This is a genomic window from Paenibacillus paridis, assembly GCF_006345825.1.
GTDB lineage: Bacteria > Bacillota > Bacilli > Paenibacillales > Paenibacillaceae > Pristimantibacillus > Pristimantibacillus paridis.
The window spans coordinates 352,911-369,664 of sequence record NZ_VCIX01000087.1 but is presented as its reverse complement, the minus strand read 5'-3'; the positions used below and the strand labels follow the sequence as shown (position 1 = coordinate 369,664).

The window sequence follows — 16,754 nt, the reverse complement described above, 5'->3', positions numbered from 1 at the left end:
TACATATAGTTGTTCCTGTGAATTTATCTTCTATAGCAACATTAAATTTTGCACAGAAATTGTACAGGGAAGCATAAAGTAAAAGCTCAGGAAGTTAAATATTAGGTTATGTCGCAGCGTGCAAATTTTAGGGTAAAGATAACTAATTTTGAAGACTGGCGAGGGTAGTTCGTGTTAGAATAATTTGGAAGAATAACGCGGGAGCGAATAAAGATATGTGATAATATTACATAACCTTGCTCCTTAGATCTAACTGGCAAATACCAAATAGAGACACATAGGAGAGAAGACATGAGCAAATTAAAAAAAGTTTTCCCGATAATCATTATAATGATTACGATAGTTGCACTGCTGGGTGTGGTTAAATATTATACAAAAAATGTTGCGGTCACTACATTGGACGCCTTTGAATTAAAGGATATGGTCGAGAAAACAAATGCAGTTCGTTTCGACGATAAGCCTTCTGTGCTTTTATTTTTTACATCATGGTGCCCCTATTGTAATCAAGACGCTCCTGAAGTTGTGAAATTGCATCAAGAGTTCAAAGACAAAATTAATCTCTATGGCATCAATGTCATAGCTCGTGATGACAAAGAGGAAGTCGAAAAATACATAACCAAGCACAACATTGAGTATCCCGTTCTACTGGATGAGGGGTCTGAACTGTACAATAAGCTCGGTGCTCAAGGGTTTCCTTCGATGTTTTTTGTTAACCGTGACGGAACGGTTGTAAATGAAATCATTGGCTCAGCCGATCCGGTGGTGATCGCGGAGCAGTTTCTTAGTTTGTTGAATTAGTGCTTGATCGTGTATTCATTTGAATAAAAAACATAATTCTGATAGATGAACAAATAGGATTATAATGATTTTATTCTTATTGTAAGGATGATTGTTATGAAGTATAAAGACATTGTACGGATCAATGAAAAGGGCATATTTTACAAAAGCGAAGAGCGAGTTGAGCGGTTTATTGATTTTGAAAGCTGCAAAAATAGATTTGTGGATCAGATGGCTGAACAAAATCAATTATCACTTGAAGCAGTAAATGAATTAAAACTTCAAAGCAAAACGATTGCTTGGCGAGATATAACAGCAAAACCAATGTATATTGAATTTTTAAGCGATCCTCCAGTAAAAATTGAATTCCCGCGTACAATATTCGGCTATAAGCCGTATCGTAATTTTTCCAAGCTAAAACAAGACATACATGACGCTGGTTGGGCGACCTTCGATTTAAGTTAATACATATTGAATTATCCTCGTCAGCATTAGCTGGAATTTCTACCTTTAATTTAAATGAATTCATGATTTTATGGAGATTAAAGGGAATTAGTCCTTCTAATTTCAACAAATCACCTCGAATTATAAGGAAATGGCCAGATTAACGGGACAAAATCCATCTATTTTATGAATAGATAAAATAAAGATATTTTAGCGGGACAAATTCCCTCTAATTGAAATTTGTTAGCATGAATTCCCTAATCATGCAAGTAAGAATTTATCAAGATAGGGTGAAGAGAGCATGGGAATGTATAAAAACAAAGTATGGGCGTTTAATACTGATTATAGTTCATTTTTATATTGCCGTTTCATATTAATTGATTTAATAAGTCGCTTTCCTGTTAATCAAAGTGAAGCAATCAACCTTATGAATTATTTTTGGAGAAATGTGGGAGAAGTAATTGAAGGTGATATGGTGTACCATGGAATTCCTGAATTTTGGTCATGTGAAATGTATTGGGGTAATAATTCGTTTTGGTGGAAAAAAGGAGAGGAAAGAATAAAATATAGTCAAACTGAACTAAAGCCACTAAGATCTGATAAAGAGACTAAATACGAATTATGGGAGCCGCATATTAACTATTCTACCGATTTCATTGATGATTATGTATTTGCAGAAAATAAGGAGATAAAAGAATTAATAGATAATCAATTAATGATTGGTCAGTATTGGAAGAAATGGGAAGTAAGTGCCCCAAATTACAGAGCAGCATTACAAGCATTTTATCATTATAAAGGATGGGGAGAATATCAGGAGGAGCGATGACAAAAGAGCAACTTGATTAAGGGGAAATAAATGAGAAAATATCTAGTTCTCGAAGAACGAGTGAACAAAATTAAAAAAGTAATGATCTATGAAACGGATGAAGAAGCGTATGTATTCTTGTATGATACACACGAGGATAAACCTTGTTTTGCAGACTACTGGTTTGAATCGGTTGAGGATGCAGAAGATTATTGTGAAGCGCATATAAACGTAAAAGAGAAAAATTGGCTTGTGATTGATGACCCAAAAGCTGGATGCCAGCATGATTTAATTGAATGTAAATAAATTAATAAAGTGAACCTTTTTTCTGGATGGCTTGGTTATTCAAAATCAAGAATTATTTCAAACTATCACTAACCTGCTCAATTTGTTAGCTTAGCAAATAAATTCGTCACGAGCTTTATGATTTTCCTTTTCAAGCGCCCCGTCCTCCTCATAAATGAGCAAACGTCCAACACTGAGAAAAAACCATTTGCATATAATGGTGTTGCAGTGCCTCTTACTCATGAACCGAAGGGGGTGGATCCTTATATGATGCGGATGGTTCCTTTCACACTTGAAAATGGAGAGACCGTTCTTGGCGTTGAAGTGAAGCTGCCCAAAACGACGCTGCTCGCGATTATGACGGACAAAGGATATATTATGTGCGGCGCGCTCGACGTTACGCTGCTTAACGAGAGATTGAAGGACCGGGAAATATTAGCTGGCCGTGCTGTCGGTGTGCGCACGCTGGAGGAGCTAATGGCGGCCCCTTTGGAGTCGGTTACCCATACGGCAGAAGCAAACGGTATCATTGTAGGCATGAAAGGCTCGGAAGCGCTCCAATTGATGCTTTAAGTACGCCAAAAAAAGCCTTAACCCGTTGCAGCAATTCGAAAATTGCACGCAAAATGAGGTTAGGGCTTTTTCGTTATCCATGCTTCTTACCTATTATTCAAACAGCTTGCGAAGGTTAACATCGTAGGGTGCTTGCACGATGCCTTTTTCGGTAATGATCGCTGTTACATATTCGCTCGGAGTTACGTCGAATGCAGGATTGTATACTTTGATGCCTTGCGGCGCAGTACGCTTGCCGAAGCCTTCGGTAATTTCTTCCGCACTGCGCTCCTCAATCGGAATTTCAGCACCGGTTGGGGTGCTCAGATCGATGGTGGAGAGCGGGCTCGCTACGTAGAAAGGAATGCCATGCGCTTTCGCAAGGACGGCAACGCTGTACGTGCCGATTTTGTTCGCAACATCACCGTTTGCTGCTACGCGGTCCGTACCAACAATGACAGCATCGACCCATCCCTTAGCCATGATCATGCCGGCCATGTTATCGCAGATCAGCGTGACGTCTACGCCGGCTTGCTGCAATTCGAAGGCAGTCAGCCGCGCGCCTTGCAGCACGGGACGGGTTTCATCGGCATAGACGCGAAGCGTAATTCCACGCTCCAATGCCAAGTAGAAGGGAGCAAGCGCTGTACCGTATTTGGCAGTTGCAAGGCCGCCTGCGTTACAGTGGGTAAGAACGCCCATATCATCCTTGAACAGCGACAACGCGTTCTCGCCTATCATGCGGTTTGTCTCTTCGTCTTCGCTCTGGATCGCAATGGCTTCCGTAAGCAGAGCGGCTTTGCTCTCCTCAAGGGACAAGCCTTGAGCGACGAAAGAAGCTGCCGCTGCTTTCATGCGGTCAAGCGCCCAGAACAAGTTAACGGCTGTCGGCCTGGATGTCGCCAAATATTCGGCTTGCTTGTTCACTTGCGCGAGCCAAGCTTCTGACGATTGCTCATCGCGGCTGCCAAGAACAACTCCGTAGGCAGCTGAAATGCCAATTGCCGGAGCGCCGCGTACTTTCAAATGGCGGATGGCCTCCCATACGTCCTCCGCGGTTACTAACGGTAAATAAATAATCTCTTCAGGCAAAAGCCGTTGGTCTAGCAAATCAAGCTTGTTTTCGTTCCAGATGACCGATTGCAAGCCAGCATAATTAGTTGTCATGATGTCAAATCCTCTCTGTGTTCATTTCATCATTTGCTTACTGCCGTATAAGCAGCATCGATGACTTGCTCAATCGATTGTGCCTCACGGTTCGTACGAATGAGCTCCGTTCCGATGGCAAGGGCTAGACGTTGGGCACGCTCGCGAGCGGCTGCGTCCGGAATGCGGTCAATATCAACGACATGCGATAGGCCAACGATGCGGCGCACGATTTTGCAGCCGGCAAAGCCGATAGCATCCTGAAGCAAACGATTCATGTAATAATCTTGATAGCCTGGCGTCGAAGAAGCGAGGCGGTCAATGCCATGCTCATCCCACAATGCGCGGAATTTCTGGTCAAATAGATGCCATACGTCACGAACGGTATTGGTTAAGTAACGACGGAAGTCAATGCGTTCCTCAGCATCAGCGATCCAGTGCTCTTGCCCAGCAAAGTTCAGCAACAAGTTGGCAATTACCGCGCCAATATCAAAGCCGATCGGACCGTAATAGGCAAACTCAGGATCGATAACCTTAGTGGATTCAGGCGTTGCAAATACACTACCCGTATGAAGGTCGCCATGAAGCAGGGCTTCTGCTTTCGTCAGGAATTTATCGCGCAAAATGGCCACTTCCAAATGAAGCTGATGATCTTGCCAAAGTGCCTCGGCAGCATCACGAATGGCCGGATCGAAGCTGTTATTGGGCGAGTCCGTATACGGATCGTCAAAAATAAGATCCTCTGTAATTTTGCACAGCTCGGGATTGATAAAGGCTTTTACGCGCAGCTTCTTGTCTTGTTGGTTCATTCCGAGGTCGGAAGTAAAGAATAGCGTACGAGCCATAAACGTAGAAATGTCATCAGCGAATTTCGGATAGCGCGTACCGCCGATTAGTCCTTGCCGCATGATGACATGGTCGCTGAGGTCCTCCATAATCGTAAGGTAGAGCTCCGGGTCGTATTTATAAACGGCAGGTACAAGGCCAGGGGCAAGCTCTCCCTCCAAAATCAGCTTCTCGCTTTCGATGCGAGCACGATCGAGCGTAAGCGGCCAAGACTCGCCTACTACTTTAGCATACGGCAGCGCTTGTTTCATAATCAGGCTTTTGCCGCTGGCAGCGTCAATGATGTGAAAAACCAGGTTTAAATTGCCGTCGCCAATCTCACGGCTTGTCAGGGCAGCGCCCTCTGGGAAGAACCCGTCAAGCGTTAGCGCTATTTCAATGGCTTCTTGTTCTGTTAAAGGATGATATGCAGACATGGCTGTCCACCTCCGGTTTATAGTAGTAGGGCAGCAATGCCCAGTATTCATCTCAACATAGTATAATGTATATTATTTCGCCTTGGAATACCCTCATTTGATATAATATGAACTATTATAAACGAGTTTGATGGAGGAAGCATACTGATGGCACAAAATAACATACAGCCCATAGCTCTGAAAGAATGGGCGGTAAGCGTAGGCGCACTTGCAGAAGGGCAGCAAATAATCGTCATGCGCAAAGGCGGTATTATTGAAGAAACACGAGATTTTCAGCTGATGAGCCCGAATTTTTACTTGATGCCGGCTTACGAGCACCAAAAAAAGCATCTGTTGAAAGAACAGTATGCTGATCAATTGGATGATACGCTTGTGGGCGGGGCGGCAAACCTGGAATCCGTTAAGCTTGAAGCTTACGCGGAGGTTGTGGAGGATATTGAGGTTACGGATCAGGAAACGCTGGATCGTTTGCGTGACATGCACATTTGGACGGATACTTTTGCAGAGGAAAGATTGCGCTGGAAGAAGACCAAGCCGCTCCATGTGTTGGTGCTGAGAGTGTATCGCCTCAGTGAGCCGATAGAAATTCCGATGAGAGCCGCTTATAACGGATGCAAATCTTGGGTAAGACTGGAAGATGGATTTGACGCGCCAGAACGGGTTCAAGTTGTAGATGAGACTAAACTGCAAGCTGAAATTTTGAAGATCAAGCAGGCGCTCGCGTAAGGCGACAGGAGGGGCAATTCCTTTCGAAAAAAGGACATATTCAGCTAATCGTGGCCTCTCGCATTGATTTATAACAAAAACTATATTAAAATGATTATTGAGAATCATTGAGAATCACTCTATAATAGAAAGTCTATTCTATATAGATGTGACTGAGCGAATTAAACCAACCTTGGAGGGATCAGCATATTATGGCAACGCATTTTGTCATCGAGGGCCTGAAAGCGGCTATCGACGGAAAAGAGATTTTAAAAGGAATCAACCTTGAAATTAAAGGTGGAGAAATTCACGCGATCATGGGCCCGAACGGAACAGGTAAATCTACACTGGCATCCGCTTTGATGGGACATCCTAAATATGAAGTAACGGAAGGTACAGCTGTACTAGACGGCGAAGACATCCTTGAGATGGGTGTGGATGAGCGTGCACTTGCAGGTTTATTCCTAGCTATGCAATACCCAAGCGAAATTCCAGGCGTAACGAACTCAGACTTTCTTCGCAGTGCACTGAATGCACGTCTTGGCGAAGGCAACGAAATCTCATTGATTAAATTCATCCGCAAAATGGAAAGCAAAATGAAGGAGCTTGAGATGAACCCTGAGTTCGCTCACCGTTACCTGAACGAAGGCTTCTCCGGCGGCGAGAAAAAACGGAATGAAATTTTGCAAATGATGCTGCTTGATCCTAAAATCGTCGTGCTTGACGAGATTGACTCCGGTCTTGACATCGATGCTCTACGTATCGTATCGCAAGGCGTTAACGCTATGCGTTCGAAAGATCGCGGCTTCTTGATCATTACTCACTATCAACGGTTGCTTAACTATATTACTCCGGATTACGTACACGTTATGATGCAAGGGCGCATCGTGAAATCCGGCGGTCCTGAGCTTGCACAGCGTTTGGAAAACGAAGGTTATGATTGGGTTAAAGAAGAACTTGGTATCGTAGACGAAACGGTCGGCCAGGCTTAAGCGGAGAAGGAGGCATAACGGATGAGTACACAATTAACTACTCCGACAAACCGCCAAGCTGCTGAAGCGCTGGCACGCAGCAAAGGCGAGCCGAACTGGCTTGTCGAACTGCGCGGAGAATCGGCAGAGCTTGCCGGAACACTCGGCTGGCCAAAGCCGGAGAAGGTTCGGATTGAACGTTGGAATTTAACAGCTGTTGGCCAATATGAGCAGCCAGCACCAGTTGGAGCCATTAGCGAGCTTCCTGAAGTCGTTCGCGAGTTGGTTACGGAAGGTACTGAAAACCTGCTAGTACAACGCAATTCCGGCATTGTATGGAATCAATTTGCGAGCGAGTATGCAAGCAAAGGCGTTATTTTTACCGATTTGGAGACCGCATGCAAGGAGCATGGCGAACTCGTTCAGAAATATTTGTTCCAAGCTGTAGCGAAGGACGAAGACAAGCTGACGGCGCTTCAATCGGCGATTTGGAATGGCGGAGTATTCATCTATGTTCCTAAGAACGTAGAAGTAGAACTGCCGCTGCAAGCTATTTTCTACAATGATAATGCAGAAGCGACATTTGCTCCGCATATTCTCATCGTTGCAGATAATAATAGCCGTGTAACTTACGTGGATTGCGTTGTATCTGAGCCAGGCGCTAGCAGCGCTCCATTCGTACATCCATCTGTGGTTGAAGTATTCGTGAAGCCGGGCGCTCATGTTCGGTTCAGCTCGATTCATCATATGGGCGAGACTGGCGTCGATATGTCGATCCGTCGCTCAGTTATAGAAAATGACGGCCAAATGGAATGGATCATCGGCGATTTGAATGACGGCAACACGTTGTCAGACACGAAATCGATTCTTAAAGGCACTGGCTCCACTTCGGACGCTAAGGTTATCAGCGTAGGCAAGAACGCGCAGCAAAACAGCTTGACGACACAGGCCGTTCACTTTGGCAAAAGCTCGGACAGCAACATGGTAACCCGCGCAGTTATGAAGGATTCCGCTTCGGCGATTATCAACGGCATTACAAAAATTGAGAAAGGTGCGACGAAAGCGAACGGTGTACAAACCGAGAAGGTGCTCATGCTGAGCCCGAAAGCGCGCGGCGACGCCAATCCGATTTTGCTAATAGATGAAGACGATGTTACTGCTGGCCACGCGGCAAGCGTTGGGCAAGTAAACCCTGAGCAGGTCTATTACCTGATGTCACGCGGTATATCTAAGCAAGACGCTGAACGTTTGATTATTTACGGCTTCTTGGCACCGGTTGTATCGGAAATTCCGGTTGAAGCGGTACGCGGTCAGCTTCAGAGCTTGCTCCAAAGGAAGCTAGAAGGATGAACATAAATGCGATTCGGGAGCAGTTCCCGATATTGCATCAAGAAATAAACGGGCATCCGCTTGTTTATCTAGACAGCGCGGCATCTTCGCAGAAGCCGCGCTCCGTCATTGATGCGGTTAATCGGTACTATGAGCTGGATAACGCCAACGTTCATCGCGGTGTTCATACGCTTGGCTCCAGGGCGACTGATGCCTATGAGGGAGCGCGTGAGAAGGTAGCTAAGTTTTTAAATGCCGGAGCACCGGAGCAAATTATTTTTACACGCGGTACGACGACAGCGTTGAACCTAGTTGCCTCCAGCTATGCACGCTCAATGTGCGGGGAAGGTGACGAGATTGTCATTACCCCTATGGAGCATCACAGCAACTTAATTCCTTGGCAGCAAGCGGCGAAAGCCACTGGCGCGACCTTGAAGTACATCCCGATGCAGCCTGACGGTACGATTTCTTTGGAGGATATCGAGAAAACGATCACTCCGCAGACGAAGGTAGTTTCCGTGACCTACGTTTCTAATGTGCTCGGTCTTATTAATCCGATCAAAGAGATCACTCAAATCGCCCATCGCAATGGAGCCGTTATGGTTGTAGACGGCGCACAAAGCACGCCGCATATGAAAATCGATCTCCAAGACTTGGATGTTGATTTTTATGCTTTTTCCGGTCATAAAATGTGTGGTCCTACGGGCATCGGCGCATTGTATGGCAAGAAAGCATTGCTTAATAAGATGGAACCGATTGAGTATGGCGGCGAAATGATTGATTTTGTTGATTTGTACGAATCAACGTGGAAAGAAATCCCGTACCGCTTCGAAGGCGGCACGCCGATTATTGCTGGCGCTGTTGGGCTAGGCGCGGCCATTGACTTTCTGCAGGAGATCGGACTAGACGAGATCGATCAGCATGAGCGACGCTTAGCCACTTATGCTTATGAGAAGCTTTCTTCGCTTGATGGGGTTACGCTATATGGTCCGAAGCAAAACCGTGTTGGACTCGTTACCTTCAACTTGGAAGACGTGCATCCGCATGACGTTGCTACCGTGCTTGACTCGAAAGGCATTGCGATTCGCGCAGGCCATCATTGCTGCCAACCGCTCATGCGCTGGCTGAATGTATCGGCAACAGCAAGAGCAAGCTTTTATTTATATAATACAGAAGATGAAATTGACCGCTTAGCCGATGCCTTACTACAAACAAAGGAGTTCTTCGGTCATGCAATTGGATGATTTATATCGCAGAGTAATTATGGATCATTATAAAAACCCCAGAAACCGTGGCACGATGAATGAAGATTCGGTTACGATTAACCTGAATAACCCAACCTGTGGCGATCGCATTTCGCTGCAGCTTCAAGTGGTTGAAGGCAAAGTTACCGATGCGAAATTCAGCGGCGAAGGCTGTTCGATCAGCATGAGCTCTGCATCAATGATGACAGAGGCGGTAAAAGGGAAAACATTCGATGAGGCGCTGGACATGGCTGAGAAATTTTCGGCATTGATGAAGGGCGAACCGGTCGAGTTTGATGAATATGAGGAGCTTGACGCACTTTCGGGCGTGAATAAATTCCCTGCCAGAATCAAGTGCGCCACCCTTGCGTGGAACGCCTTGCGTAAAGGAATCGAGCAGCAGCAAGAATCACATTAAAACGAGATTAAAGAGGAGCGTGAATGACCATGGCTAAATCAATGCCGGAAATGGAAGATTATAAGTATGGTTTCCGTGACGAGCACAAAGCCGTATTTGAATCAGGCAAAGGTTTAACGGAAGAAATCGTTCGCACGATTTCCGAAATTAAAGGCGAGCCTGCGTGGATGCTGGATTTCCGCTTGAAATCGCTGGAGCAGTTTTTCAAAATGCCAATGCCTAAATGGGGCGGCAACATGGATGAGCTCGATTTTGACGACATTCAATATTATGTCCGCGCATCAGACAAACAAGGAAAAACTTGGGAAGAGGTTCCTTCCGAAATTAAAGAAACCTTCGACAAGCTGGGTATTCCTGAGGCAGAGCAAAAGTTTCTAGCCGGCGTATCGGCTCAATACGAGTCTGAAGTTGTTTATCACAGCATGCAAGAGGATCTTGAGAAGCAAGGCGTTATCTTTACGGATACGGACACGGCGCTTCGCGAGTACCCTGAGCTGATGAAAGAATATTTCGGAACGATCATTCCTCCGAATGATAACAAATTCGCAGCGCTGAACAGTGCGGTATGGTCAGGCGGCAGCTTTATCTACGTGCCAAAAGGCGTAAAATGCGAGGTTCCGCTGCAAGCTTACTTCCGGATCAACTCCGAGAACATGGGCCAATTCGAGCGTACGCTAATTATCGCTGACGAAGACAGCTCCGTTCACTACGTTGAAGGCTGTACGGCACCAGTATACAGCACGAACTCCTTGCACAGCGCAGTAGTTGAGATTTTGGCTAAGAAAAATGCGCGCGTACGGTACACAACAATTCAAAACTGGGCACCGAATATTTACAACCTGGTTACGAAACGTGCGGTAGCGGATGAAAATGCAACGATGGAGTGGGTTGACGGAAATATCGGCTCTAAGCTGACGATGAAGTACCCAGCCGTTGTATTGCGCGGCCGTGGAGCCAAAGGTATGGTATTGTCCATTGCCGTAGCCGGTAAAGGCCAGCATCAGGATGCAGGGGCGAAAATGACTCACCTTGCGCCGGACACAAGCTCTACAATCATTTCGAAGTCGATCAGTAAGCATGGCGGTAAAGTAACGTACCGCGGTCTTGCTTCCTTCGGTCGCAACTCAGATGGCGCGAAAGCGAACATCAAATGCGATACTCTCATTCTCGATAATGAATCGACTTCGGATACGATTCCTTACAACGAGATTTTGAACGACAACATTACGCTTGAGCACGAAGCAACGGTATCGAAGGTTTCTGAGGATCAATTGTTCTACCTCATGAGCCGTGGCCTGAGCGAAGCAGAAGCGACGCAAATGATCGTTATGGGCTTCATCGAGCCGTTCACGAAAGAATTGCCGATGGAATATGCGGTAGAGATGAACCGTCTCATCAAGTTCGAAATGGAAGGCTCCATCGGATAATAATAACATGAGGAAGGTCTTGCCTGCTGTGATGTATATCACGGTAGGCGGGGCTTTTTTCATTCAGTCGTAAACTTAATCCACCGAACACATATAACGAATCGTTGAATCCGTAGATTTTTTCTGTGGATTCTTTTTTATCTCTTTAAGCATATCGGCTATAAATGGTGGGAGGGAACATATCCTACACTGCCAGCAGTTTTAGGAGATTCGATGTTATTTCGATCATTCGCTGTTTAAAATCTTCTTTCTTGATAAAATTTATCTTTGGTCGTACTCTTTGAATTGAACCTGCTGCAGAAGTAGGGTCGATCTTTAATACGAAAAATTTATTGCATGGTTGATCAATTTTTTGAAATTACTGTACACGGTCATGGCGCTATTAAGTGAAACAAAGTTTTTTTTCCAACGAGGTTTTAAAATTTATTGCATGTTGGATGTTGGAATCTTTCACTTTCATATGTCCAAATCGTGGCTTGATATGAAGGTTATATTCATTCTGGCGCCTGCGTGTTGTTTTCTCTTTAAGATTTGTATGTTTGATATGGTTTTCGAAAATTTCATCAAAGGTTACATTTTTGAAATATACATCTTTAATGCTTGATCCAGTTGGTTTATAGAGATTATAGTTAATTCCAGGCATGAATTCCTTCTTATCTAGAACGCATGTTCTTATTATAGAGTAAAAAATATAGCCTTATAAAGGCTACATTTTATTTGGTTAATAATTGTCTAATATTACATTTCAAGGATTCAGCAAACTTTATTAACTGATCATGAGTTAAACGCTCGACTTCGCCGCGCTCTAGTCTTGATATTGGATTCGCGCTTTTGTATCCTATCTGCAGTGCTAATTGTTTTTGAGTGAAACTTAGACTTCGGCGGATACGCTCTACGTTATGACCAATATAAAAAGCTTCATCGTAGTCATAAACTGCTTTGGGTGGGATCGATTCGCTAGTTGATGCAGCTTCGTTTGTTTCGTCACTTACATCAATACCGAATTCTCCACATAGGGCTCGAAGACCACCGAAAAAACCTTTTCCAATTGGATTAAACTTCCACTCACCTTTGTACAAATAGATTTCTGCAATGACGATAGCAGTTTCATTACTTAAGTCTTCTCCGAAGCTGAATTTCATAAGTTCATTACCAGTTAAAGGGTCAATAATACTTATTGTAATTTCAGCAACATGACTAAAATAATGTTCTTGTTCTTCTCCTTCATAGATGGTCAGAGTGAAGGAGATTTTTTGAATCTGGTTAGGCAGTTTATCATAGGCAATTTTGAATTGTGATTTATTGGAGTTAATCTTTGAATACGAAATTGATCCGTTTCGAGTATCAGGATTCCCATAGAAAATGCAGTCGTCATCACGTTGGCATTTTCCATCCTCATAGAGCAGGAAAGCAGAAGTGTCAATTTCGATCTCGGGATTAAGTAAGTCCCAGTTGACTTCAACTAATAACTTAGTCGTATCAAGGTTTTTTGTTATATCTGTCTTCTGTCCGCTTATAAGTTTTAAACCTGAATTTTTAATAGTTTTCATTTCCACTATAGGAATAATCGGATTCTCCGGTATTTCTATAGCAGATGAGCGGTGAACTTTGCTTGCCGGTGCTGAAAATGGAGAGTATCCGCCCGGATAAATTTCCCCTATTTCATATCCTTGTGTTTCTGACATGTGGATTATATCTGTAAATTGACCCTGTTCCATAAACTTCAATAAAATAAGTGCTGCAGCTCGAGCGTCACTTTGAGCATCGTGGTGCTTTAAATGTATACCAAAGTGTTCGGCTATGAGATTAAGTTTGTAAGAAGGCATATCGGGAATTTGCCTTTTGCCGATCAAATAAGTGCAGAAATAATTGAAAGTAGGATATTGAAGTGAATACTCATCCATACAGTAACGCAATACACTCATATCAAACGATGCATTGTGCGCTACAACTTTTTTGTTTTGAAGATACGGAAGAAGCTGTGGCCATAATTGCTGAAATGTAGGCTTGCCCTCAACCATTGAAGGCGTAATGCCATGAATACCAATATTCCGACCATCAAACCGTTGGTTTGGATTAATTAACCATGATTGCTCAAAAACTATTTGTCCATTCTCTACCTCAACAATACCCACTGAACAGGCACTTGATCTTGATGAGTTTGCTGTTTCAAAGTCAATAGCGATAAAATTCATGTCCGTTCCCCTTATAGGTTCCCCATCGGTTGAGGGAGTTGCTAATAACTACGATTTTGCGTCTCTTTTTTTCTGTGCTTTTCTATAGTCTTCTACAGCTGCTTTCGCTGCAGCTCTTGCAAGATCCAGTTCTTCCTCACTATATTTGTCAGCTCCGCCTAAGAATGCACGTCCGACATTGGAGTAACTGGATTCAATGACTGCTGAATTATTAGGTGAAGGATCGTGTGTTCGACCTAGTAGGTAATCAGCATTTGTATCTACGGCATCTACTAGTTTCTTTAATGCATCTGGATCTGGCTTGCGATCATTCGTTTCATATCTAGATAGTTGAACTTTGGTTAAACCTGTTCTCTCACAAAGCTGTGGTTGTGTCCAATTCAATTTTTCTCGTAGATATTTTATACGATCCCCAAGTTCCAGCATAAGCACTACCTCAATCCTTATCTTAATTACCATAATAATAACATTACCAATATGGTAATAAAACATCGATACCAAAACGGTAATAAAAATGTTTAAATTACCATTGCTTTTAAAGCTTTGCAGCTACGATTTGTTTTAAAAAATAGGAGACACATAGGTGCCGGACAGGATGAGGGGAACGTTGGCAATCAGTAGCAACAACTGTATAAAAAGGTTGGGTTGGTTTAGGGGTTTACGATGGAAAGATATTTTTATTTGGAGGTATGAACCAACAAAAAGAACAAATGTTCTGGAGGAGGATAACAATGATATATAACATGGATTGTATAATAGGCACGAAACAGTATATCAAGGATGAAAGTGTAGATTTAATAGTCACGGACCCACCATATAATTTGGGGTTTGGTGGTACTTCGCAAACCAAGTCTAAGAAGCCGAGGTGTTCGATTATTGCAAATGATAAATTATCGATCGTAATAATCAGTGATTTACTTTTCAATGGCTCCGTGAAGCCAACCGAATTTTAAAGCCCGGCCACCATATTTATGTGTTTATTGATTGGAGGAAATATCCGCAAATGGTTTTATGGATGAGGCGCTGCGACTTCATCATTAAAAACTGTATTGTTTGGGATAAACAACATATGGGGATGGGGCATTAGTATCGTTTTCGCCATGAGTTTATCATATTGCAGTAAAAGGCGAGGGCAAGGCGAGGAGAATATCTACGCGCTCATCTACTGACATTTGGAGTATTCCTAGAATATCGGGAAATAAAACGGTTCGCCCTACTGAGAAGCCTAGTGCAATGATGAAAGATATTATCTTAAATAGCAGTATTAAGGGGAATTGATAGCGGATTTCTTTGTAGGTTCAGGGCCAGTTCCTGTAGCAGCAAAAGAATTGAATCGTGAAATTATTGGATTTGAACTGGATCAGACGTATTTTGAAATTACAGAAGAGAGAATAAATAAAATGGATTAAAACAAGGAGCCTAAAAACCATTTTGGTCAAGCCCAATATTGTAGGCAACGAAAAACCCCTATAAAATGAACTGTTAAATGATAAAGCGGCAGACCAAAATCTGGTCTGCTCTTCATTGATTGAACTATTGTGTCCCGTTGAATAACAGTCTCTATTTTCAGATTACGTATTAGCTCTCACGTCGCCCCATCGCTCTACGGCCTTTATTTTTTTAATGATTCAATTATCCCTTTGGCTATCACTCTGTTTGTCATTAATTCAAATCTCATTCCAGGTTTGATTAAATGATTTGGTGCTTCTTCTTTTTCATGGAAAAGCAAATACAAGTCTGCAGTTGACTCTCTTTGAATATTTGGAGAATTGTGAAATTCAATGACTGCACTCCATAAGCCATTTATTAAATCCCTATCTTCTTCAAAGATAATGGGTATTGAGAAATTACTAACTGGAATATTACTCTGACCGCCTTCATCGATAGTCAGAAAATATATTGATACCTTTCCCACTGTCTTCATGATTTTATCAACTCTTTCAGAGTATTTCAGAAAGCTTTTACTCAAAATATAAGCACATCGCAACACCTGCTCATTCATGTGTGTTTTTCAACTATCGTTCTCCGATAGTTCGATAGTCTTAAGTTTTAATTAGAGTCGCTGCTTATAGTTGTGAGGCTTGCCGAACACCTAATGCAGTGACGTCCCGACGGGCTTAGGGGCTTGACGTGCTCACTCGCTTCTCAGAGTGACCCGGATCGTCAATATGGTGTTAGCCGAAGGAAGTTCTGGAAGCAGCCATTGCATTTAAGGCGTTCTCAAAATAGCTATATACTTCATCTGCAATTCCCAGAAACTCTTCAACAAGTATATTACTATTCAAATAACAAGCATACAGATAATCAACTAAAGCGGAGTCAATCTCACAATAGTTTAATATGGCATTCTTCATCTTAATAATGTCATCTTGCCATACACCTGTATCTTCTAAAACCAAAGAGTATAATGCACGAATTAATCTCTTAGAGTAACCTTTAATATATCTAGTTTTCATTGTGTTATCACTAGCATTAGAAAGTAAACTATGTATACGATCTACTTCCTCCTTGGTCTCTGTATTTAAGTCTAAAATGAACTCTGGAGAAATAATTATAGGTGGTACTTTTTCACCAACGTCATGACCATATATGCAAACACAAATTATCTTTACCCAAAAACCCCACTCATTTGGTTTACTTAATACATCATCAATCGAGCAAATTATTGTATCAATCTTAGTTACTACTGGATATTCTTCCAAAAGCCTGTCTTTAATATTTGACAATCTTTCGTAATCAATATCTTTGGGATTTACACATATAATAGTAAAGTCTGCATCTGACTTAAAAGGTTTAGCAGTTCCTTTTGGAATCGAGCCACACATATAAATGCTATGAATCTTACCTTTAAATTCGGTAAGTATATTATCTATATACTTATCAACAAAATCCTTATATTCACTTTGTATTACAATTTTATTTATAACTTTTTCTAATATCATATAGACTCCTCCAAAACCAAGAACTTCTTTCGGACAACGTCTTTTTTGCGAACTTCGTAAATTCGTGATGACTTAAGTTATTCGCGAAATCATTCAACTATCCTGCCAGTTCGTAATATGAGATTAACCCAAAAGAACTGGCAGATTTACGCAATAAACCGGCACAATTATGTGCCGGTTAAAGATGTTCACTAAGAATGCCATGGATAAATAATAGTCTATAAAAAAATTCAACATAAGTCTATTGCTTTT

At 42.7% G+C, this 16,754-nt stretch carries 20 protein-coding genes; 13 read left to right on the top strand and 7 right to left on the bottom strand.

Annotation, left to right across the window (positions count from 1 at the left end; genetic code table 11):
* The first annotated feature begins 291 nt into the window (after positions 1 to 291).
* From FJQ58_RS17030 to FJQ58_RS17010, 5 genes are all read left to right on the top strand, one after another.
* Positions 292 to 798 carry a TlpA family protein disulfide reductase gene (locus tag FJQ58_RS17030; RefSeq protein ID WP_139995523.1) on the top strand — a complete coding sequence of 169 codons (507 nt, stop codon included), beginning with the start codon at positions 292 to 294 and terminating at the stop codon, positions 796 to 798.
* A 96-nt stretch (positions 799 to 894) separates the two neighbouring features.
* Positions 895 to 1,242, top strand: a complete 348-nt coding sequence (locus FJQ58_RS17025; RefSeq protein WP_139995521.1) for a hypothetical protein — start codon at positions 895 to 897, stop codon at positions 1,240 to 1,242.
* A gap of 280 nt (positions 1,243 to 1,522) precedes the next feature.
* Positions 1,523 to 2,047 carry a hypothetical protein gene (locus FJQ58_RS17020; RefSeq protein WP_139995519.1) on the top strand — a complete coding sequence of 175 codons (525 nt, stop codon included), beginning with the start codon at positions 1,523 to 1,525 and terminating at the stop codon, positions 2,045 to 2,047.
* Between the two features lie 30 nt (positions 2,048 to 2,077).
* Positions 2,078 to 2,332, top strand: a complete 255-nt coding sequence (locus FJQ58_RS17015; protein WP_139995517.1) for a hypothetical protein — start codon at positions 2,078 to 2,080, stop codon at positions 2,330 to 2,332.
* Positions 2,333 to 2,578: 246 nt separating this feature from the next.
* The gene (locus tag FJQ58_RS17010) at positions 2,579 to 2,884 is read left to right on the top strand and encodes a YunC family protein (RefSeq protein ID WP_139995515.1); all 306 of its coding nucleotides are present in this window, start codon (positions 2,579 to 2,581) and stop codon (positions 2,882 to 2,884) included.
* A gap of 93 nt (positions 2,885 to 2,977) precedes the next feature.
* Here FJQ58_RS17010 and mtnA read toward each other — a convergent pair whose 3' ends face one another.
* Together mtnA and mtnK are read right to left on the bottom strand one after the other, a co-directional pair.
* Positions 2,978 to 4,030 (bottom strand): S-methyl-5-thioribose-1-phosphate isomerase, encoded by a 1,053-nt coding sequence (mtnA, locus tag FJQ58_RS17005; RefSeq protein WP_139995513.1) that lies wholly within the window; start codon positions 4,028 to 4,030, stop codon positions 2,978 to 2,980.
* A 29-nt stretch (positions 4,031 to 4,059) separates the two neighbouring features.
* Positions 4,060 to 5,271: an S-methyl-5-thioribose kinase gene (gene mtnK, locus FJQ58_RS17000; RefSeq protein WP_139995511.1), complete on the bottom strand. Its 1,212-nt coding sequence runs from the start codon at positions 5,269 to 5,271 to the stop codon at positions 4,060 to 4,062.
* Between the two features lie 147 nt (positions 5,272 to 5,418).
* Between mtnK and FJQ58_RS16995 the strand changes: the two genes are divergently transcribed.
* The 6 genes from FJQ58_RS16995 to sufB all read left to right on the top strand — a co-directional run bounded on the left by FJQ58_RS16995 (position 5,419) and on the right by sufB (position 11,365).
* Positions 5,419 to 5,997, top strand: a complete 579-nt coding sequence (locus FJQ58_RS16995) for a DUF1802 family protein (protein ID WP_139995510.1) — start codon at positions 5,419 to 5,421, stop codon at positions 5,995 to 5,997.
* Positions 5,998 to 6,188: 191 nt separating this feature from the next.
* Complete coding sequence (gene sufC / locus FJQ58_RS16990) at positions 6,189 to 6,968, top strand: Fe-S cluster assembly ATPase SufC (protein ID WP_139995508.1); 780 nt, start codon at positions 6,189 to 6,191, stop codon at positions 6,966 to 6,968.
* Positions 6,969 to 6,989: 21 nt separating this feature from the next.
* The gene (gene sufD, locus FJQ58_RS16985; protein ID WP_139995506.1) at positions 6,990 to 8,297 is read left to right on the top strand and encodes a Fe-S cluster assembly protein SufD; all 1,308 of its coding nucleotides are present in this window, start codon (positions 6,990 to 6,992) and stop codon (positions 8,295 to 8,297) included.
* Positions 8,294 to 9,520 (top strand): cysteine desulfurase, encoded by a 1,227-nt coding sequence (locus FJQ58_RS16980; RefSeq protein ID WP_139995504.1) that lies wholly within the window; start codon positions 8,294 to 8,296, stop codon positions 9,518 to 9,520. The genes sufD and FJQ58_RS16980 overlap by 4 nt, the downstream gene beginning before the upstream one ends.
* A complete protein-coding gene (sufU, locus tag FJQ58_RS16975) occupies positions 9,507 to 9,938 on the top strand; it encodes a Fe-S cluster assembly sulfur transfer protein SufU (protein WP_139995502.1) in 432 nt (143 codons plus the stop codon). Before FJQ58_RS16980 ends, sufU begins: the two co-directional genes overlap by 14 nt.
* 29 nt (positions 9,939 to 9,967) lie before the next feature.
* Positions 9,968 to 11,365 (top strand): Fe-S cluster assembly protein SufB, encoded by a 1,398-nt coding sequence (sufB, locus tag FJQ58_RS16970; RefSeq protein WP_139995500.1) that lies wholly within the window; start codon positions 9,968 to 9,970, stop codon positions 11,363 to 11,365.
* Positions 11,366 to 11,747: 382 nt separating this feature from the next.
* Here sufB and FJQ58_RS33300 read toward each other — a convergent pair whose 3' ends face one another.
* The 3 genes from FJQ58_RS33300 to FJQ58_RS16955 form a co-directional block, all read right to left on the bottom strand.
* On the bottom strand, positions 11,748 to 12,008 hold the full coding sequence (locus FJQ58_RS33300) for a tyrosine-type recombinase/integrase (protein WP_139995498.1): 261 nt from the start codon (positions 12,006 to 12,008) through the stop codon (positions 11,748 to 11,750).
* Between the two features lie 70 nt (positions 12,009 to 12,078).
* The gene (locus FJQ58_RS32355) at positions 12,079 to 13,560 is read right to left on the bottom strand and encodes a TerD family protein (RefSeq protein ID WP_162341529.1); all 1,482 of its coding nucleotides are present in this window, start codon (positions 13,558 to 13,560) and stop codon (positions 12,079 to 12,081) included.
* A 48-nt stretch (positions 13,561 to 13,608) separates the two neighbouring features.
* Positions 13,609 to 13,986, bottom strand: a complete 378-nt coding sequence (locus FJQ58_RS16955; protein ID WP_139995496.1) for a helix-turn-helix domain-containing protein — start codon at positions 13,984 to 13,986, stop codon at positions 13,609 to 13,611.
* Positions 13,987 to 14,533: 547 nt separating this feature from the next.
* Between FJQ58_RS16955 and FJQ58_RS32965 the strand changes: the two genes are divergently transcribed.
* Together FJQ58_RS32965 and FJQ58_RS33200 are read left to right on the top strand one after the other, a co-directional pair.
* On the top strand, positions 14,534 to 14,647 hold the full coding sequence (locus FJQ58_RS32965; RefSeq protein ID WP_238404098.1) for a site-specific DNA-methyltransferase: 114 nt from the start codon (positions 14,534 to 14,536) through the stop codon (positions 14,645 to 14,647).
* 187 nt (positions 14,648 to 14,834) lie between these two features.
* A complete protein-coding gene (locus tag FJQ58_RS33200; RefSeq protein ID WP_274382330.1) occupies positions 14,835 to 14,969 on the top strand; it encodes a DNA methyltransferase in 135 nt (44 codons plus the stop codon).
* A gap of 203 nt (positions 14,970 to 15,172) precedes the next feature.
* On the opposite strand, the gene FJQ58_RS16945 is transcribed toward FJQ58_RS33200, so the two are convergent.
* Together FJQ58_RS16945 and FJQ58_RS16940 are read right to left on the bottom strand one after the other, a co-directional pair.
* Positions 15,173 to 15,484 (bottom strand): hypothetical protein, encoded by a 312-nt coding sequence (locus FJQ58_RS16945; RefSeq protein ID WP_139995494.1) that lies wholly within the window; start codon positions 15,482 to 15,484, stop codon positions 15,173 to 15,175.
* A 250-nt stretch (positions 15,485 to 15,734) separates the two neighbouring features.
* Positions 15,735 to 16,502 carry a nucleotidyltransferase domain-containing protein gene (locus FJQ58_RS16940; protein ID WP_139995492.1) on the bottom strand — a complete coding sequence of 256 codons (768 nt, stop codon included), beginning with the start codon at positions 16,500 to 16,502 and terminating at the stop codon, positions 15,735 to 15,737.
* Positions 16,503 to 16,754 lie beyond the last annotated feature (252 nt).